We start from the raw sequence: 15600 nt of genomic DNA, 5'->3' as shown, positions 1-15600 counted from the left end.
CTCCCTAGAAGCCGTTGGCGGCGTTGGCGCGGGCGAGGACGTCGTCCACCATGCCCGCGGGGAGCGCCGAGCCCGTCGTGCTGAGGAAGCGGCCGAAGGGCAGCGAATCCAGCATCGGTCCGTAGTCGGTCTCCTCGGCGCCCGAGAACTGCTCGAACATCGCCGCGAAGACCTCCTGGAAGGCGGGACCGGCGATGGGGTCCCGCAGGACCTCTCCGATCGACGAGTCCGGTCCCAGCCGGTATCGCGCGGTCTCCCCCTGGAGTTCGACGGTGCCGGAGAGACGGATGTCCCGGCTCGACGCGCCCACCGCGACGCGGTACTCGCCGCCCTCGACGAGCCAGCGCTGAAGTTCCTCGTCCCAGTACTCGAACTCCCGCCTGGGCACGGCGACTTCGACCTCACCGGACTGTCCCGGTGCGAGGTCGACGGCCCCGAACCCCACCAGCCACTGCGGCGCGCGGACGACCGCGGAACCGTCCCGCGACGCGTAGAGCTGGACGATCTCGCGGCCCGCCCGCTTACCGGTGTTGCGGACGGTGACGCGGACGGTGACGGTGTCGTCGTCCGCGTCGAGCGTGAGCGACTCGTGCGCGAAGGTCGTGTAGGACAGGCCGTGCCCGAACGGGAACGTGACGTCGATCGAGCGTGCGTCGTACCAGCGGTAGCCGACGAGGATTCCCTCGCCGTAGCGCACGTGCATCCGCTCGCCGGGGAAGTTCGTGAAGGACGGCGCGTCCTGGAGCCGGTCGGGGACGGTCTCCGTGAGGCGTCCGGAAGGGTTGACGACGCCGAACAGGACGTCCGCGAGCGCACTGCCGCCGGCCTGGCCGAGCAGCGCGCCGTCGAGAATGGCCGACGGCCCGGCGACGACGCGCGCGAGCCGCACGACGCCGCCGTGCGAGAGCACCACGACGGTGCGCGGCTGGACGGCGACCACCGCTTCGAGCAGGTCGAGCTGATCGGCCGGCAGGTCGATGTCGGCGCGGTCGGCGCCCTCGGTCTCCTGGCTGTCGAACAGGCCCAGGAAGACGACGGCCACGTCCGCCTCCGCCGCCGCCCGCACCGCGTCCGCCCGCAGCGCCGCCGGATCCGCCGCCGTCTGCTTGCCGGACTGCCCGTCGGACGGGAAACCCGCGGAGTAGGACACCTCGGCGTGAGCGGCACGGGCGCGGATCTCGTCGAGGGCCACGTCGACCCGGATCGCGTTCACATGCGAGCTGCCCCCGCCCTGGTAGCGCGGCCGGGCGGCGAACTCGCCGATGACGGCCAGGTGTTGGGCGGGGCCGAGGGGAAGGATCCCCTGGTCGTCGCGGAGCAGCACGATCGCCCGTGAGGCGACCTCGCGGGCGAGGTCATGGTGGTCCGCCGCGTCCCACGCGGTGTCCGGGCGGCGCGCCTCCGTGGCCTTGCGGGCCACGCGGGCGACGCGGGCGGCCGCCTCCGTGACGACGGCGGGGTCGAGACTGCCGTCGCGCACCGCGGCGACCACCTTGGCGTCGTCGAAGCCGTCGTTGCCGGGCATCTGGAGGTCGAGTCCGGCCGCGACCGCCGCCGGCCGATCGGCCACGGCGCCCCAGTCGGAGACCACCAGCCCCTCGAACCCCCACTGCTCGCGCAGCACCTCCGTGAGCAGCCACCGGTTCTGGGAGGCGTGCACGCCGTTGACGCGGTTGTAGGAGCACATCACCGTCCACGGCTGCGCCTCCTCGACCACCTTCTGGAACGCGCGGAGGTAGATCTCACGCAGCGGGCGCGGATCGATGTCGGCGCTCACCCGCATCCGGTCGGTCTCCTGGTTGTTGGCGGCGAAGTGCTTGAGCGACGCGCCCACGCCCGTGCTCTGCAGACCGGACACCCATGCGGAGCCGAGGACGCCCGAGACGAGCGGGTCCTCGGAGAAGTACTCGAAGTTCCGCCCTCCTCGGGGGTCACGCTTGATGTTCACGCCCGGCCCCAGCAGAAGCTGGATCCCCGCTGCCTGGCATTCGCGGCCGAGCGCCTCGCCCACGCGGAACGCCAGGGTGGGGTCCCAGGTCTGGCTCAGGGCCACCGCCGGCGGGAAGCAGGTCGCCGGGAGGCTTCCCGAGAGCGCGAGGTGGTCGGTGGCGCCCTCCTGCTTGCGCAGCCCGTGGGGTCCGTCCGTCATGAGGATCGACGGGATGCCGTCGACCGCCTTGGTGGTCCAGAAGTCCGCCCCGCTGCCGAGTCCGGCTTTCTGTTCCAGAGTCAGTTCGTCGAGAGAGTCGACGGCATCGAGGGAATCGAGGTCGTCAAGGTCATCGAGGGCGGAGGCGATTTCGGGCACGGTTCCCCTAGGGCGAATCGGTGATCGGCGGATCGGTTTGGCGGTGTGGGAGAGTGACAGGAGATCAGCGTCTTCGGACGGGAAGTATGGCGAGCGCTGCGAGCGCGACCAATCCGAACGCGACCACCCAGACGAATGTGTATCCGCCGGTGATCGACACGACCGTTCCGGCGAGGGCCGGTCCGAGAGCCTGGCCCAGATTGATGGCGAGGGCCGCCACCCCCAGGTCACGCCCGGCGGCGTTCGGGTCCGGCAATACGTCGATGACCAATGCCTGATCGATCGGAATATAGATTCCGAAGGCGAATCCGGCGACGATGGCCTGGACGAACAATGCGGCAACCGTCGCGGAGATCAGGGGAATTGCCATGGCCGCCGCCATGAGTACGGACGCGGCGAAGACGAAGGACTTCCGGCGCTTCAACCGGTCGGAGAGCGGGCCGGCGACGAGAATGGCGAGCACCGTGGCGGGCAATGCGCTCAAGGCGAGCAGCGGGACGAGTTTCGTGGCTTCCGCCACGCTGAGGGCGGGCTTCACATAACTCTGGAGCATGTACAGGCCGAGGGCCCCTGAGACTCCGTATCCGAAGGTGAGCAGTACGCGAGCCGTCCAGACCCAGAAGTAGTCCCGGGTGCGTACCGCGTAGGTGAAGCCGAGCAGGAACGACTTCCACTCGAATTTCGGTACATGAAGATCGAGCGAGGAGCGGTCCTTCACCCGCGTCACGAAGAGCACGGCGCACACCGCGACCAGTCCGGCGAAGACGAAGTAGCTGTTCAGACCGAGTGTCGAGAGGGCGGCGCCCGCGCCGACGCTCCCCAGCACGCCTCCCAGGAACGACCCGAAGCCGCCGATCGCCGACACTCCGCCACGCTGATCGTCCAGAATGCGGTCGGCGAGAGTCGCCCCCATGGGGGAGACCGCGGCGTTCAGTGCCACCGACGCGATGGCCCACAACACGACGAGGACGGCCACGGTCGGAGCGAAGCGGACCGCGACGAGGAATGCGGCACCGAGGAGTGCGCCGAGCAGAATCCATGGGGCACGCCGGCCGAGTCGGGTTCGGGTCCGGTCGGAGAAGACACCGATCAGCGGTTGCGCGACCATCGTCGCGATCAAACCGATGGAGGTGACAAACGCCAGGGATTCCGCCCGACTGGCGTCGAAATCGGTCAGGATCCCCAGCAGACGACTCTGCTCGGGCGTCGCTGACGCCGTTCCGGCGGCGATGGCGTTCTTGAGTGCCGTGAGCTTCTGAAGGTCTACGCCGGCATCGCCGCCCGTGAAGAACTTCGCGAACTCCAGGGATTGGACCTGATTGGGGAGCAGCAGTGCGCCGACTCCTCCCCAGATGCTCGAGAATGCGGCGAGCGCCAGTCCGTACCACAGCGCATAGCGTCGAAGCGCGCGACCACGAAGGTACTTCGGGGAGGTACCGGGTTCGGTCGGTTCGAGTACCTGGGCGGTCGAGTCGGGCTCGGTGGGTGACGGATCGCTTCCGGGCACGTGAGTGAAGGAAGGTGTTGCCATGAGTTACCCCAAAATCGCTCGTCGCTGAACGAAAGAAGTTCCTTCTGGTGCTCGGCACATGACTGATCGGGAAACGGCTCCCTCGATGGCCGGAAACAAAACAGTAAGCGTTACGGTTTCTGCCCGCAAGATCTCGTCGTCGAGTAATCTCGGGGCATGACCCGCCGCTCGTACCCCAAGGGGCTGGCGAAGCGCGAGGAGATCCTCGCCACCGCCCTCAAAGTGATCGCCGAACACGGCTTCGGCGGAGCCACCCTCCGCGAACTCGCCGAGGCGTCCAACCTGAGCATCACCGGACTCGTCCACCACTTCGGCACCAAGGAGCAGCTGCTCGTCGAGGTGCTGCGCCGGCGCGACGAGCTCGATGCGGACGCCTACGAGATGGACCGGCTTCCCGACACGGCAGACGCGATGATCGAGCGCCTCGCCGGTCTGGTCGATCGCAACGGCGCGGTTCCGGGGCTGGTGACGCTGTATACGAACCTCGCGGCAGACGCCGCGGCCCCCGACCACCCGGCTCACGCGTACTTCCGGGAGCGCTACGACCAGAGCCGAGACCTCGGCCGGGACTCCCTGAGCCACCTGCAGGAGCGCGGCGAACTCCCCGCAGGGATAGACCCCGGCGACCTCGCCCAACTCCTGATCGCCGCGGTGGACGGCCTTCAACTGCTCTGGCAGTACGACAACAGCATCGACATGACACGCGGCCTCAGGGCACTCGGCACCCTCCTGGAACTCGCCAACGAGAAAGAGCGCAGCAGCGCCGACAAGTGACCCTGGATTGCGGGGCCTTGTTCACCAGGTGCTTGTCGCTTGCGGTCGCGAAGGGGAGCCGGGCCGCGAGGGCATGTGAAGATCACGCCATTTACGCTTGTGCACATGGTTGAGCATCGAATGGTTGACGTGAACGGCGTTCGGCTGCACATCGCCGAACAGGGCGACGGCCCGCTGGTAGTGCTCCTGCACGGCTTCCCCGAGTCGTGGCACTCCTGGCACCACCAGTTCGGCCCGCTGGCCGATGCGGGCTTCCGCGTGGTCGCCCCCGACCAGCGTGGATACGGCCGCAGCGACCGTCCCGACGACGTCGACGCGTACTCCATCCTCCACCTGGTCGGCGACGTCGTCGGACTGATCCACGCCCTGGGCGAGGAGAAGGCGTACGTCGTCGGGCACGACTGGGGCGCGCCGGTCGCCTGGCACACCGCGCTGCTGCGACCGGACATGGTGCTCGGCGTGGCCGGCCTGAGCGTGCCGCCCCCCTTCCGGGGGACGCGGCCTCCGCTGCCCGCCATGGACGAGAGGTTCGACGGCCGCTTCTACTGGAACTACTTCAACCGCCCCGGCGTCGCCGACGCCGAGTTCGGGAAGGACCCCCGCACCGCCCTCCGGAAGTTCTTCTACGCCTTCTCCGGCGACGCCCCCGACGCCGCCGAGAAGAAGCAGCCGCTGGTCGACCCGGCGCAGGGCTGGCTCGCGGCCATGCAGGACCCCGAGGTGCTGCCCGAGTGGTTCACCGAGGACGATCTCGACACGCTCACCGAGAGCTTCTCCCAGGGCTTCACCGGGGCCCTCAACTGGTACCGCAACCTCGACCGCAACTGGGAACTCACCGCCCCCTGGCACGGCGCCGTCGTCACCCCGCCCGCCCTGTACATCTACGGCGAACTCGACGCCGTCCCCGCCTTCCCCGGCACCCCCGAACTCATCGAGACCCTCCCCGACCTCATGCCCAGCCTCTGGCGCAAGCCCCTCAAGCTGTCCGGCTGCGGTCACTGGACCCAGCAGGAACGCCCGGACGAGGTGAACACGGCGCTCATCGAATTCCTCGGAGCCCCCGCCCGGAGGCGGTCGACCGACGCATAAAAGAGCTGAGAGGACAAGGTCACAGTGAAGGAGAGGGCAAGGTCACAGCCGTGCCCCCTGCTGCTCCTTCGTGACTCTGGCCTAGCATCCGATCATGACGGTCATGCCCGACGACGGGCTCGAGCTGGCCGCCGCGTTCCCTGATGTGACCCACGAGCAGTGGCAAGGCCTCGTTGCAGGCGTGCTGCGCAAGTCGGGCAAGGACGTCGAGAGCGCCGCGGCCGAGGAAGCCCTGTCCACAACGCTGGAGGACGGGCTGCGCACCCGTCCCCTGTACACGGCGCAAGATGCCGCGCCCGACGCAGGCTTTCCCGGTTTCGCGCCGTTCGTGCGCGGCGGACGCGCCGAGGGGAACACCGTAGGCGGCTGGGACGTGCGGCAGCGGCACGCCGCGGCCGACCGCGACGCGGTGCTCGCGGACCTGGAGAACGGCGTCACCTCCCTGTGGCTGGTCGTCGGAGAGGGCGCCATCCCGGTGCCGTCGCTGGGCCGGGTCCTGGACGGCGTCTATCTCGACCTGGCGCCGGTCGTCCTCGACGCCGGGCCGGACCTCGAACCCGCCGCGGAGGAGTTGCTGCGGCTGTACGCGGAGCGGGGCGTCGCCAAGGAGGCGGCGCGCGGCAGTCTGGGCGGGGACCCGCTGGGCCACGAGGCCCGTACCGGGCAGGGGTACGAGTTCGCGGCCGTCGCCTCTCTCGCGCGGCGGTGCGCCGAGGAGTACCCGGGGCTGCGGGCGCTGACCGTGGACGCGCTGCCGTACCACGAGGCCGGCGGCTCGGCGGCGCAGGAGCTGGGCTGCTCGCTGGCGACCGCCGTCGCGTATCTGAGGGAGCTGACGGAGGCCGGGCTCAGCGCCGAACAGGCCTTCGGGCAGGTGGAGTTCCGGTACGCGGCGACCGCCGACCAGTTCCTGACGATCGCCAAGCTGCGCGCCGCGCGCCGGCTGTGGGCGAGGGTCGCGGAGGTCTGCGGGGCACCGGCGGCCGGGGCGCAGCTCCAGCACGCGGTGACCTCGCCGGTGATGATGTCGCGCCGCGACCCGTGGGTGAACATGCTGCGGACCACGATCGCCACCCTGGCCGCCGGTGCGGGCGGGGCCGAATCGGTCACCGTGCTGCCCTTCGACGACGCGCTCGGCCTGCCGGACGCGTTCGCCCGCCGTATCGCCCGTAACACCTCGACGATCCTCATCGAGGAGTCGCATCTGTCCCGGGTGATCGACCCGGCGGGCGGCTCCTGGTACGTGGAGCGGCTCACCGACGAACTCGCCCACGCGGGCTGGGAGTTCTTCCAGCGGATCGAGGGGCTCGGCGGCCAGGCCGCCGCCCTGCGGTCGCAGCGCCTCGGGCAGGAGCTCGCCGAGACCTGGCAGGCCCGCAGCGGCAAGCTGGCCAAGCGGCGCGAACCCGTCACCGGAGTCAGCGAGTTCCCGTTCCTCGCCGAGCGTCCGGTGGAGCGCCGGCCCGCGCCCGCGGCGCCGTCCGGCGGGCTGCCGCGGGTGCGGCGCGACGAGGCGTTCGAGGCGCTGCGCGCCCGCTCCGACGCCCACCTCGCCGCGACCGGCGCCCGGCCGCGCGTCTTCCTGGCCACGATCGGACCGGCCGCCGCCCACACCGGGCGGGCGACCTTCGCGTCGAACCTGTTCCAGGCGGGCGGCCTCGAACCCGTCACCACGGGCACGTTCGAGGAGAGCGGCGCCACGGAGGCCTGCCTGTGCTCCAGCGACGCGCTGTACGAGGAACAGGCGCAGGCGGAGGCGGAGCGGCTGAGGTCCGCGGGCGCCGCGCACGTGTTCCTCGCCGGCCGTCCCGGGCAGTACCCGGATGTCGACTCGTACGTCTTCGCGGGCTGTGACGCCGTCGCCGTGCTGTCCGCCGCCCTCGACCGCATGGGAGTGTCCTGATGGGAATCCCCGACTTCTCCGGCATCGACCTGGGGTCCCCGACCGCCGACGGCGGCGCCGACGAATGGCGTACGGCGCTCAAGCACGCGACGGGCGGCGGCGACCGCCTGTGGGAGACCCCCGAGGGCATCCCGGTCAAGGCCCTGTACACCGGGCAGGACCTGGAGGGCCTCGACTTCCTGGACACCTACCCGGGGACCGCCCCGTATCTGCGCGGCCCGTACCCGACGATGTACGTCAACCAGCCGTGGACGATCCGCCAGTACGCGGGCTTCTCCACCGCCGAGGAGTCCAACGCCTTCTACCGCCGCAACCTCGCCGCCGGTCAGAAGGGTCTGTCGGTCGCCTTCGACCTGCCCACGCACCGCGGCTACGACAGCGACCACCCGCGGGTGACCGGTGACGTCGGCATGGCGGGCGTGGCGATCGACTCGATCCTCGACATGCGGCAGCTCTTCGACGGCATCCCGCTCGACAAGATGACCGTGTCGATGACGATGAACGGCGCGGTGCTGCCCGTCCTGGCGCTCTACATCGTGGCGGCGGAGGAACAGGGCGTTCCGCCGGAGAAGTTGGCCGGGACCATCCAGAACGACATCCTCAAAGAGTTCATGGTCCGCAACACCTACATCTATCCGCCGAAGCCGTCGATGCGGATCATCTCCGACATCTTCGCCTTCACCTCGCAGCGGATGCCGCGCTACAACTCCATCTCGATCTCCGGGTACCACATCCAGGAGGCGGGCGCGACGGCCGACCTGGAGCTGGCGTACACCCTCGCCGACGGCGTGGAGTACATCCGGGCGGGCCGCGAAGCGGGCCTGGACGTGGACGCGTTCGCGCCCCGGCTGTCGTTCTTCTGGGCGATCGGCATGAACTTCTTCATGGAGGTCGCCAAGTTGCGGGCGGCCCGGCTGCTGTGGGCGAAGCTGGTGCGGCAGTTCGACCCGAAGAACTCCAAGTCGCTGTCCCTGCGCACCCATTCGCAGACCTCGGGTTGGTCGCTGACCGCGCAGGACGTGTTCAACAACGTGACCCGCACCTGTGTGGAGGCGATGGCCGCCACCCAGGGGCACACCCAGTCGCTGCACACCAACGCCCTCGACGAGGCGCTCGCGCTGCCGACCGACTTCTCCGCCCGTATCGCCCGCAACACCCAGTTGCTGATCCAGCAGGAGTCCGGCACGACGCGGGTCATCGACCCGTGGGGCGGCAGCGCCTACGTCGAGAAGCTGACGTACGACCTGGCCCGGCGGGCCTGGCAGCACATCGAGGAGGTCGAGGCGGCGGGCGGCATGGCCAAGGCCATCGACGCGGGCATCCCCAAGCTGCGCATCGAGGAGGCCGCGGCCCGCACCCAGGCCCGTATCGACTCGGGCCGTCAGCCGGTGATCGGCGTGAACAAGTACCGCGTCGAGACCGACGAGCAGATCGACGTCCTCAAGGTCGACAACTCCTCCGTACGCACCCAGCAGATCGAGAAGTTGCGGCGGCTGCGCGCGGAGCGCGACGAGCAGGCGTGCCAGGACTCGCTGGACGCGCTCACCCGGGCCGCCGGGGGCGAGGGCAACCTGCTGGAACTCGCGGTGAACGCCGCCCGCGCGAAGGCCACCGTGGGGGAGATCTCCGACGCCCTGGAGACGGTGTACGGGCGGCACTCGAGCCAGATCCGTACGATCTCCGGCGTGTACCGCAACGAAGCAGGCGAGTCCCCGAACGTGGAGCGCACCCGTTCCCTGGTGTCCGCGTTCGCGGAGGCCGAGGGCCGCCGCCCGCGCATCCTGGTCGCCAAGATGGGCCAGGACGGCCACGACCGCGGCCAGAAGGTGATCGCCACCGCCTTCGCCGACCTCGGCTTCGACGTCGACGTCGGCCCCCTCTTCCAGACCCCGGCCGAGGTCGCCCGCCAGGCCGTCGAGGCCGACGTCCACATCGTCGGCGTCTCCTCGCTGGCCGCCGGGCACCTCACGCTCGTCCCGGCGCTGCGCGAGCAGCTCGCCGCGGAGGGACGCGAGGACATCATGATCGTGGTCGGCGGGGTGATCCCGCCGCAGGACGTGCCCACCCTGCTGGAGATGGGCGCGGCGGCCGTCTTCCCGCCCGGGACGGTGATCCCGGACGCGGCCTACGACCTGGTCGAGCGCCTGGCCACCGACCTCGGCCACGACCTCTGAGCCCCATGGCGATCGACCTCGACACGTATGTGAAGGGCGTACTCGACGGGAAGCGGGCGCTGGTGGCCCGCGCCATCACGCTCGTCGAGTCGACGAGGCCCCAGCACCGGGCGCTGGCACAGGAGTTGCTGACCGGTCTGCTGCCGCACAGCGGGAAGGCGCGGCGGATCGGCATCAGCGGTGTACCCGGTGTGGGCAAGTCGACGTTCATCGACGCGTTCGGCACGCTGCTCACCTCGCTCGGGTTCCGGGTCGCGGTGCTCGCCGTCGACCCGTCGTCGAGCCGCACGGGCGGGTCGATCCTGGGCGACAAGACGCGGATGGAGCGCCTGGCCGTCGACCCGGCGGCCTTCGTCCGCCCCTCCCCCACGGCGGGCACGCTCGGCGGGGTGGCGAAGGCGACCCGCGAGTCGATCGTCGTGATGGAAGCGGCGGGTTACGACGTGGTGCTGGTGGAGACGGTCGGCGTCGGGCAGTCGGAGACGGCGGTGGCGAACATGGTCGACTCCTTCCTGCTGCTCACCCTCGCCCGCACCGGCGATCAGTTGCAGGGCATCAAGAAGGGCGTCCTGGAGCTGGCCGACGTGATCGCCGTCAACAAGGCCGACGGCCCGCACGAGCGCGACGCCCGCACCGCCGCACGCGAACTGGCGGGCGCCCTGCGGCTGATGCACGGCAAGGACGCGGCCTGGGCGCCGCCGGTGCTGAGTTGCAGCGCGCGGGAGTCGACCGGCCTGGACACCGTGTGGGAGCGCCTCGAACAGCACCGCGCCCTGCTGGACTCCACCGGCCGCCTCGCCGCCAAACGCCGTGACCAGCAGGTCGACTGGACCTGGTCGATGGTCCGTGACGAACTCCTCGACCGCCTGCGCACCGACCCGACGGTACGATCCCTCGCCCCCGCCCTCGAACAGCAGGTCAGGGACGGCGAGTTGACGGCCACCCTGGCCGCCGAACGCATCCTGGGCGCGTTCGGGGACTCCGGCACGGGCGTCGGGGCCGGCGAGACCGGCGGCGCGTAGCGGTCGGTCGCCCCCGCGGTGCTACCCGGGCGCCTCCTGCGTGCTGCCGGGTCCGGCGAGGCCGAGTTCGCGGTCGCCGAGGGGGGTGAAGAAGCGTGCCACGTCCGCGTCGGTGACCTCGGCGAGGGTGGCCGGTGACCAGCGCGGGTCGCGGTCCTTGTCGATGACCTGGGCGCGGATGCCCTCCACCAGGTCGGGGGCGGTCAGCGCCCGGCAGGAGACGCGGTACTCCTGGTCCAGCACGTTCTCCAGCGGGCCGAGCCGCCGCGCCCGGCGGACCGCGGCGAGGGTGACCTTGAGGGAGGTGGGCGACTTGGCGAGCACGGTCTCGGCGGCCTCCTTGGCCTCGCTGTCGCCGTGGTCGAGAAGACGCCCGACGATCTCCTCGACGGTGTCCGCGCCGTAGCAGGCGTCGATCCAGGGCCGAGCCGCGGCGAGCGCACCGGGCGGGGCCGGCCGTACGTACCGGTCGACAGCCACTCGTACCGGCTTGTGCGCGAGGTCCGCGACCAGCGGTGCCAGGGACTCGGACGGTACGAAGTGGTCGGCGAGGCCGCACAGCAGGGCGTCGGCCGCGCCGGCCGGGGCGCCGGTCAGCGCGAGGTGGGTGCCGAGTTCGCCGGGTGCGAGGGCCAGCAGGTAGGTGCCGCCGACGTCCGGCACGAAGCCGATGCCGGTCTCCGGCATGGCGATCCGCGACCGCTCGGTGGCGATCCGGACGCCGGCGTGCGCGGAGACGCCGACGCCGCCGCCCATCACGATGCCGTCCATGACGGCCACGTACGGCTTCGGGTAGCGGGCGATACGGGCGTTGAGCCGGTACTCGTCGCGCCAGAAGGCGGCGGACGCCGTGCCGTCGCCGTCGCGGGCGTCGTCGTGGATGGCGCGGATGTCTCCGCCCGCGCACAGGCCCCGCTCCCCCGCGCCGGTGAGGACGACGGTCTCGACGGCCGGGTCGTCCTCCCAGACCGTCAGGGCCTCGTCGATACGGCGGACCATGGTGTGGGTGAGGGCGTTGAGCGCCCTGGGACGGTTGAGGGTGAGGTACGCGGCGCGCCCCTCGGTACGCAGCAGTACGGAGTCGTCGGCGCCGTTCATCCGAACGCCTCCGTCAGGCCACGGGCCACAGTGACACGCATGATCTCGTCGGTTCCTTCCACTCGCCGATCACCCACACGACCATAGTTCCAGTCGGCGTCCAGTCGATGCCCACCCCCATGTATGGATCGGGACGTATCCGGACGCATGGCATGTGCTCTGGAGGGGAAGGCGCGTCTCGACGGGGTGTCTCCTGGCACCCGCGCCACCGACCCGCTTGATCGCCCGCATCCCACGGCGCGCAATACTGGGCTTCGTACGCCTTCGTACGCCTTCGCCTCGTCGTCCGCCCCGCCGCCCGCCCTCACGAATGGACTCACGCACATCGCCGCGACCGTTCCGCCCACGTCTCCCTCCACGGTGTGGCAGGCCCGTGGCCGCCACACCGGCCCCGCCGCGCCGGATGTCCTGCGCAAGAACCTCCAGGCACTCAAGGACGCCGAGACCGTCCAGGACTTCGTCGAGCTGCCCGACGCCGACACCCCTGTCGGGGAGACGGCCTTCGAAGCGCGGTGGCCGGTGGCGGAGGAGGTCACCGTCCGCGCCCGGCTCACGCTCGCCGAGTGGTCGGGCCGGGGCCAGGAGTGGACGCTGACGGCGGAGGCGGAGCAGCCGTGGGACCTGCGGTGGCCGTCGCCCGCCGCCATGTTCTGGCCCTGGGAGGCGGACTCCCTGTGGGGGCACGAGACCGTCACCGGTGAGCGGTTCCTCGACACCAACCCGCTCCCGGCGGACGAGAAGGAGCTGCGGCGCACGCTCCGGGGCGCCCTGCGGGACACGTGGAGCATCCACGTCGTCGTCCACGAGGCCATGACGCCCGACGAGGAGGGCCGCCGGTCGCTGGTCCCGCTGCTGCCGCCCGGCCTGCACCACCGGGTGATCGAGCACCGGGCGGCCCCGCACCAGTTGCGTACCGTGAACTGGGCCCTGAAGGAGTCCGGGGTGGAGGTGCCGCGCGGCGGTGCGCTGGTGCTGCCCGGCGTTCCCGCTCCCGCCGACTACGACGCCGCCGACTTCACGGTGCGCAGCGTGTTCCTGGACGGCACGCGTCCCACCGAGGTGCTGGACCCGGTACTGCGCTTCGCCGCCCTGCCCAGGCCGCTGCCGGAGGGCGGCGACGCCGCGCTCACCGTGCTGCGGGAGCAGTGGCAGTTGCTCACCCTTGAGGAGGAACTCGCGCGCGAACGCAAGCTCGTGGCGATGTACAAGGAGGCGCTGGAGGCGATGACGGAGTCCCGGGAGCTGTACCGGGAGGCCGCCGAACACGCCCATGAGGCCCTGGCCGCGGCTCGCGAGGCCGCCGCCCTGGCCGGTGAACCGCGACAGGCGTCGGCCAGGAAGAGCGGCTCCCCCTTCCGGCAACTGGGCCGGACCCTGGAACGCTTCAAGGAGTCGACCAAGAGCCTGCGGCCACTGTCGACGACGGCTACGACGGCTACGACGGCTACGACGACGGATTCCCCCGCTCCGGTCGAACCGCCGAAGCAGGACGACGACGACACCACCGGGACCGACCGGGGCTGACCGGGGCCGACCGGGACCGACGGGGAGACGGGGGCTGACGGGCCTGTTGGAGGCCCGCCAGCCTGGTGCCGGTCGGCTACCGCGCTCCTGCTACCGCGCCGCCGCCCGCTCGGGCGGTGCCGTGGCGGGCCGGCCGTCGGGTGCCCAGCAGGCTCACGAGGAGCGCGAGGAGCGCCGTCAGGACGGCGGCCGCGGCCGTCGGGGCGGCGAGCCACGGGACGGAGCAGGTGCCCCTCCCAGCGACACGCGACGTGACCCTGTCATTACCAGGGCCGTCCGGCACACTCCGCCACTCGGACGCGGCACCCGTGTGAGGTGTGTCCCGATGCGGTAATCCCGCCGGAACCGGGCATTCGGAGTCCGAAAGCGGGGAAATCGACCTATGGGAGGGCCCGTGGATGTGCCAACCACGCTCGTCGTCGTCGCGGCCGCGCTGGCCGTGGCCCTGTTCGCCGTGGCCGCGGCGGTGCTGGTGCGTCTGGTCCGGGCCCGCCGGGGCCTGACGCGGGCGGGGCTCCCCACCGGCCCGCGCTGGGTGTTCTGGGGCGCGGTCCTGTACTTCGTGCTCCCGGCCGACGTACTGCCGGATCCCGTCTACCTCGACGACATCGGCGTCCTCCTGCTGGCCCTGCGCTCCCTGCGCCGTGCGCCCGGCCAGGACCTCGGCCAGGAACCCGGTCACGCCCCCGATCGCCCCTCTGAGCACGTCCCCGACTGACCGCTCCGGAAGACGTTTTCACACCCGCTCGGCCCGATCTGCCCTGCTCCGCGCCCTGTTGGTCTCCCAACTCCCCGACGATCACGGAGAGTAGGGAAACCAACCACCCGTTCGATTCGTATAAGTGACTGAAGGTCACACCCATCCAGCATCACCGCAGCGGGCCCGAGTGACGTCGCACAGCGGCACCGCTTGATCGAGGCAGTACCGACGAGGGAGAGACGATGAAACCGTTCACGCTCAACTACGCACGCCCTGCGGCCGAGTTGGAGTTCGCCATTCCGTACGCCTATGACCCCGGACTGCAGTTGAACGTACTCTTCGACGGCCGGATCGCCGCTCGTGACCACGCCCTCCTGAGAGAACTCGCGACGACGACCTCGACGGCGGGCTCCAAGACCCACTTCGACGACTGAACCCGGGCCGACGAAGATGACGGTGCTCATCCTGACCTGCGAAGAGGACGTCACGGCGGACATGGTGGTCGTCCATCTGAACGCCGCCGGCGTCCCGGTCGTCCGGTTCGATCCGGCCGACCTCACCCATTCCGTCGCGCTCTCCGGCGAGTACGTGCACGGTGCCTTTCGGGGCCATCTGTCGTCCGCCGGGCGGCTGGTGAGCCTCGACGGGCTGCGGTCGGTGTGGATACGGCGGCCCGGCGCCACGGCGGCCCGGGCGCCCGAACCGTCCGCGTGGCTCACGGAGGAGGCCTCGCAGGCGCTGTACGGCATGCTCCGCGGCACCGAGGCGCGCTGGATGAACCATCCGGACGCGTCCCTGCGCGCCCGGCACAAGCCCTGGCAGCTACGGCTCGCGCAGCGCAGCGGGCTGCCCGTGCCGGCCACGCTCATCACGACGTTCCCGCAGGCGGCGCGCGAGTTCGCGGACCGCTACCCGGATCTGGTGGTCAAGCCGGTGTCCGGGGCGCATCCGCAGGATCCGCCGCGTGCGGTGCCCACCACCCGGGTCCCGCCGGGCGCCGACTTCGCCGCCGTCGCCTACGGTCCGACGCTGCTGCAGCGCCGGGTGGCCAAGCGGGCCGACATACGGCTGACCGCGGTCGGCGACCGGATCCTGGCCGCCCGCAAGGAGACGGCCCCCGGCGGCGACCCCGACGTGGTGGACGTACGCTTCGCGCCGTCCACCACACCGTGGCGCCCCGTCGACGTCCCGCCGCGCCTCGGCGAGGCCGTCCGGACGTATCTGCGGGAGGCCGAACTGACGTACGGCGCCTTCGACTTCGCGGAGGACGCGGATGGCACCTGGTGGTTCCTGGAGTGCAACCAGTCGGGGCAGTTCGGCTTCGTCGAGGTGGACACCGGCCAGCCGATCGCCCGGACCATCGCCGAGTGGCTGGCCGGGACACCCCCGGAGCACGGCGCCCGGCACGCCGACGCGTGCGGCTCCGCCGCCTCGTGAGGCACGCGGACGCGGCGGCGCTCGAAGGAGCACCGCCGCG

Annotated in this window: 12 protein-coding genes; 9 read left to right on the top strand and 3 right to left on the bottom strand. The window is 71.1% G+C overall.

The window, feature by feature from the left end; translation table 11 throughout:
- Positions 1 to 4: 4 nt before the first annotated feature.
- Both OG352_RS38080 and OG352_RS38075 read right to left on the bottom strand, forming a co-directional pair.
- On the bottom strand, positions 5 to 2308 hold the full coding sequence (locus tag OG352_RS38080; protein WP_329223242.1) for a glycoside hydrolase family 3 C-terminal domain-containing protein: 2304 nt from the start codon (positions 2306 to 2308) through the stop codon (positions 5 to 7).
- Positions 2309 to 2372: 64 nt separating this feature from the next.
- Complete coding sequence (locus OG352_RS38075; RefSeq protein WP_329223240.1) at positions 2373 to 3815, bottom strand: MFS transporter; 1443 nt, start codon at positions 3813 to 3815, stop codon at positions 2373 to 2375.
- Positions 3816 to 3995: 180 nt separating this feature from the next.
- On the opposite strand from OG352_RS38075, the gene OG352_RS38070 reads away from it, so the two are divergent.
- The 5 genes from OG352_RS38070 (at position 3996) to meaB (ending at position 10801) form a co-directional block, all read left to right on the top strand.
- Positions 3996 to 4613, top strand: a complete 618-nt coding sequence (locus OG352_RS38070) for a TetR/AcrR family transcriptional regulator (RefSeq protein ID WP_329223239.1) — start codon at positions 3996 to 3998, stop codon at positions 4611 to 4613.
- Positions 4614 to 4718: 105 nt separating this feature from the next.
- Entirely contained in the window at positions 4719 to 5702 is a 984-nt protein-coding gene (locus OG352_RS38065; RefSeq protein ID WP_329223237.1) for an alpha/beta fold hydrolase, read from the top strand.
- A 94-nt stretch (positions 5703 to 5796) separates the two neighbouring features.
- Positions 5797 to 7605, top strand: coding sequence for a methylmalonyl-CoA mutase subunit beta (locus OG352_RS38060; protein ID WP_329223236.1), 1809 nt, complete (start codon positions 5797 to 5799; stop codon positions 7603 to 7605).
- The gene (gene scpA / locus OG352_RS38055) at positions 7605 to 9779 is read left to right on the top strand and encodes a methylmalonyl-CoA mutase (RefSeq protein ID WP_329223235.1); all 2175 of its coding nucleotides are present in this window, start codon (positions 7605 to 7607) and stop codon (positions 9777 to 9779) included. The genes OG352_RS38060 and scpA overlap by 1 nt, the downstream gene beginning before the upstream one ends.
- Before the next feature lie 5 nt (positions 9780 to 9784).
- The gene (gene meaB / locus OG352_RS38050; RefSeq protein ID WP_329223233.1) at positions 9785 to 10801 is read left to right on the top strand and encodes a methylmalonyl Co-A mutase-associated GTPase MeaB; all 1017 of its coding nucleotides are present in this window, start codon (positions 9785 to 9787) and stop codon (positions 10799 to 10801) included.
- Positions 10802 to 10822: 21 nt separating this feature from the next.
- Here the strand turns inward: meaB and OG352_RS38045 are convergent, their stop codons facing one another.
- Positions 10823 to 11899: an enoyl-CoA hydratase/isomerase family protein gene (locus OG352_RS38045; protein ID WP_329223231.1), complete on the bottom strand. Its 1077-nt coding sequence runs from the start codon at positions 11897 to 11899 to the stop codon at positions 10823 to 10825.
- A 360-nt stretch (positions 11900 to 12259) separates the two neighbouring features.
- Here OG352_RS38045 and OG352_RS38040 point away from each other — a divergent pair, with 360 nt between their 5' ends.
- From OG352_RS38040 to tgmB, 4 genes are all read left to right on the top strand, one after another.
- Positions 12260 to 13423, top strand: coding sequence for a hypothetical protein (locus OG352_RS38040; protein ID WP_329224134.1), 1164 nt, complete (start codon positions 12260 to 12262; stop codon positions 13421 to 13423).
- 394 nt (positions 13424 to 13817) lie between these two features.
- Positions 13818 to 14141, top strand: a complete 324-nt coding sequence (locus tag OG352_RS38035; RefSeq protein WP_329223230.1) for a YkvA family protein — start codon at positions 13818 to 13820, stop codon at positions 14139 to 14141.
- A 224-nt stretch (positions 14142 to 14365) separates the two neighbouring features.
- The gene (gene tgmA / locus OG352_RS38030; RefSeq protein ID WP_329223228.1) at positions 14366 to 14557 is read left to right on the top strand and encodes a putative ATP-grasp-modified RiPP; all 192 of its coding nucleotides are present in this window, start codon (positions 14366 to 14368) and stop codon (positions 14555 to 14557) included.
- A gap of 16 nt (positions 14558 to 14573) precedes the next feature.
- Positions 14574 to 15560 carry an ATP-grasp ribosomal peptide maturase gene (tgmB, locus tag OG352_RS38025; RefSeq protein ID WP_329223226.1) on the top strand — a complete coding sequence of 329 codons (987 nt, stop codon included), beginning with the start codon at positions 14574 to 14576 and terminating at the stop codon, positions 15558 to 15560.
- Positions 15561 to 15600 lie beyond the last annotated feature (40 nt).

It is taken from the genome of Streptomyces sp. NBC_01485 (assembly GCF_036227125.1).
Taxonomy (GTDB): Bacteria; Actinomycetota; Actinomycetes; order Streptomycetales; family Streptomycetaceae; genus Streptomyces.
Note: the sequence above shows the minus strand (reverse complement) of the source record. Positions and strands in the feature narration are given on the sequence as shown.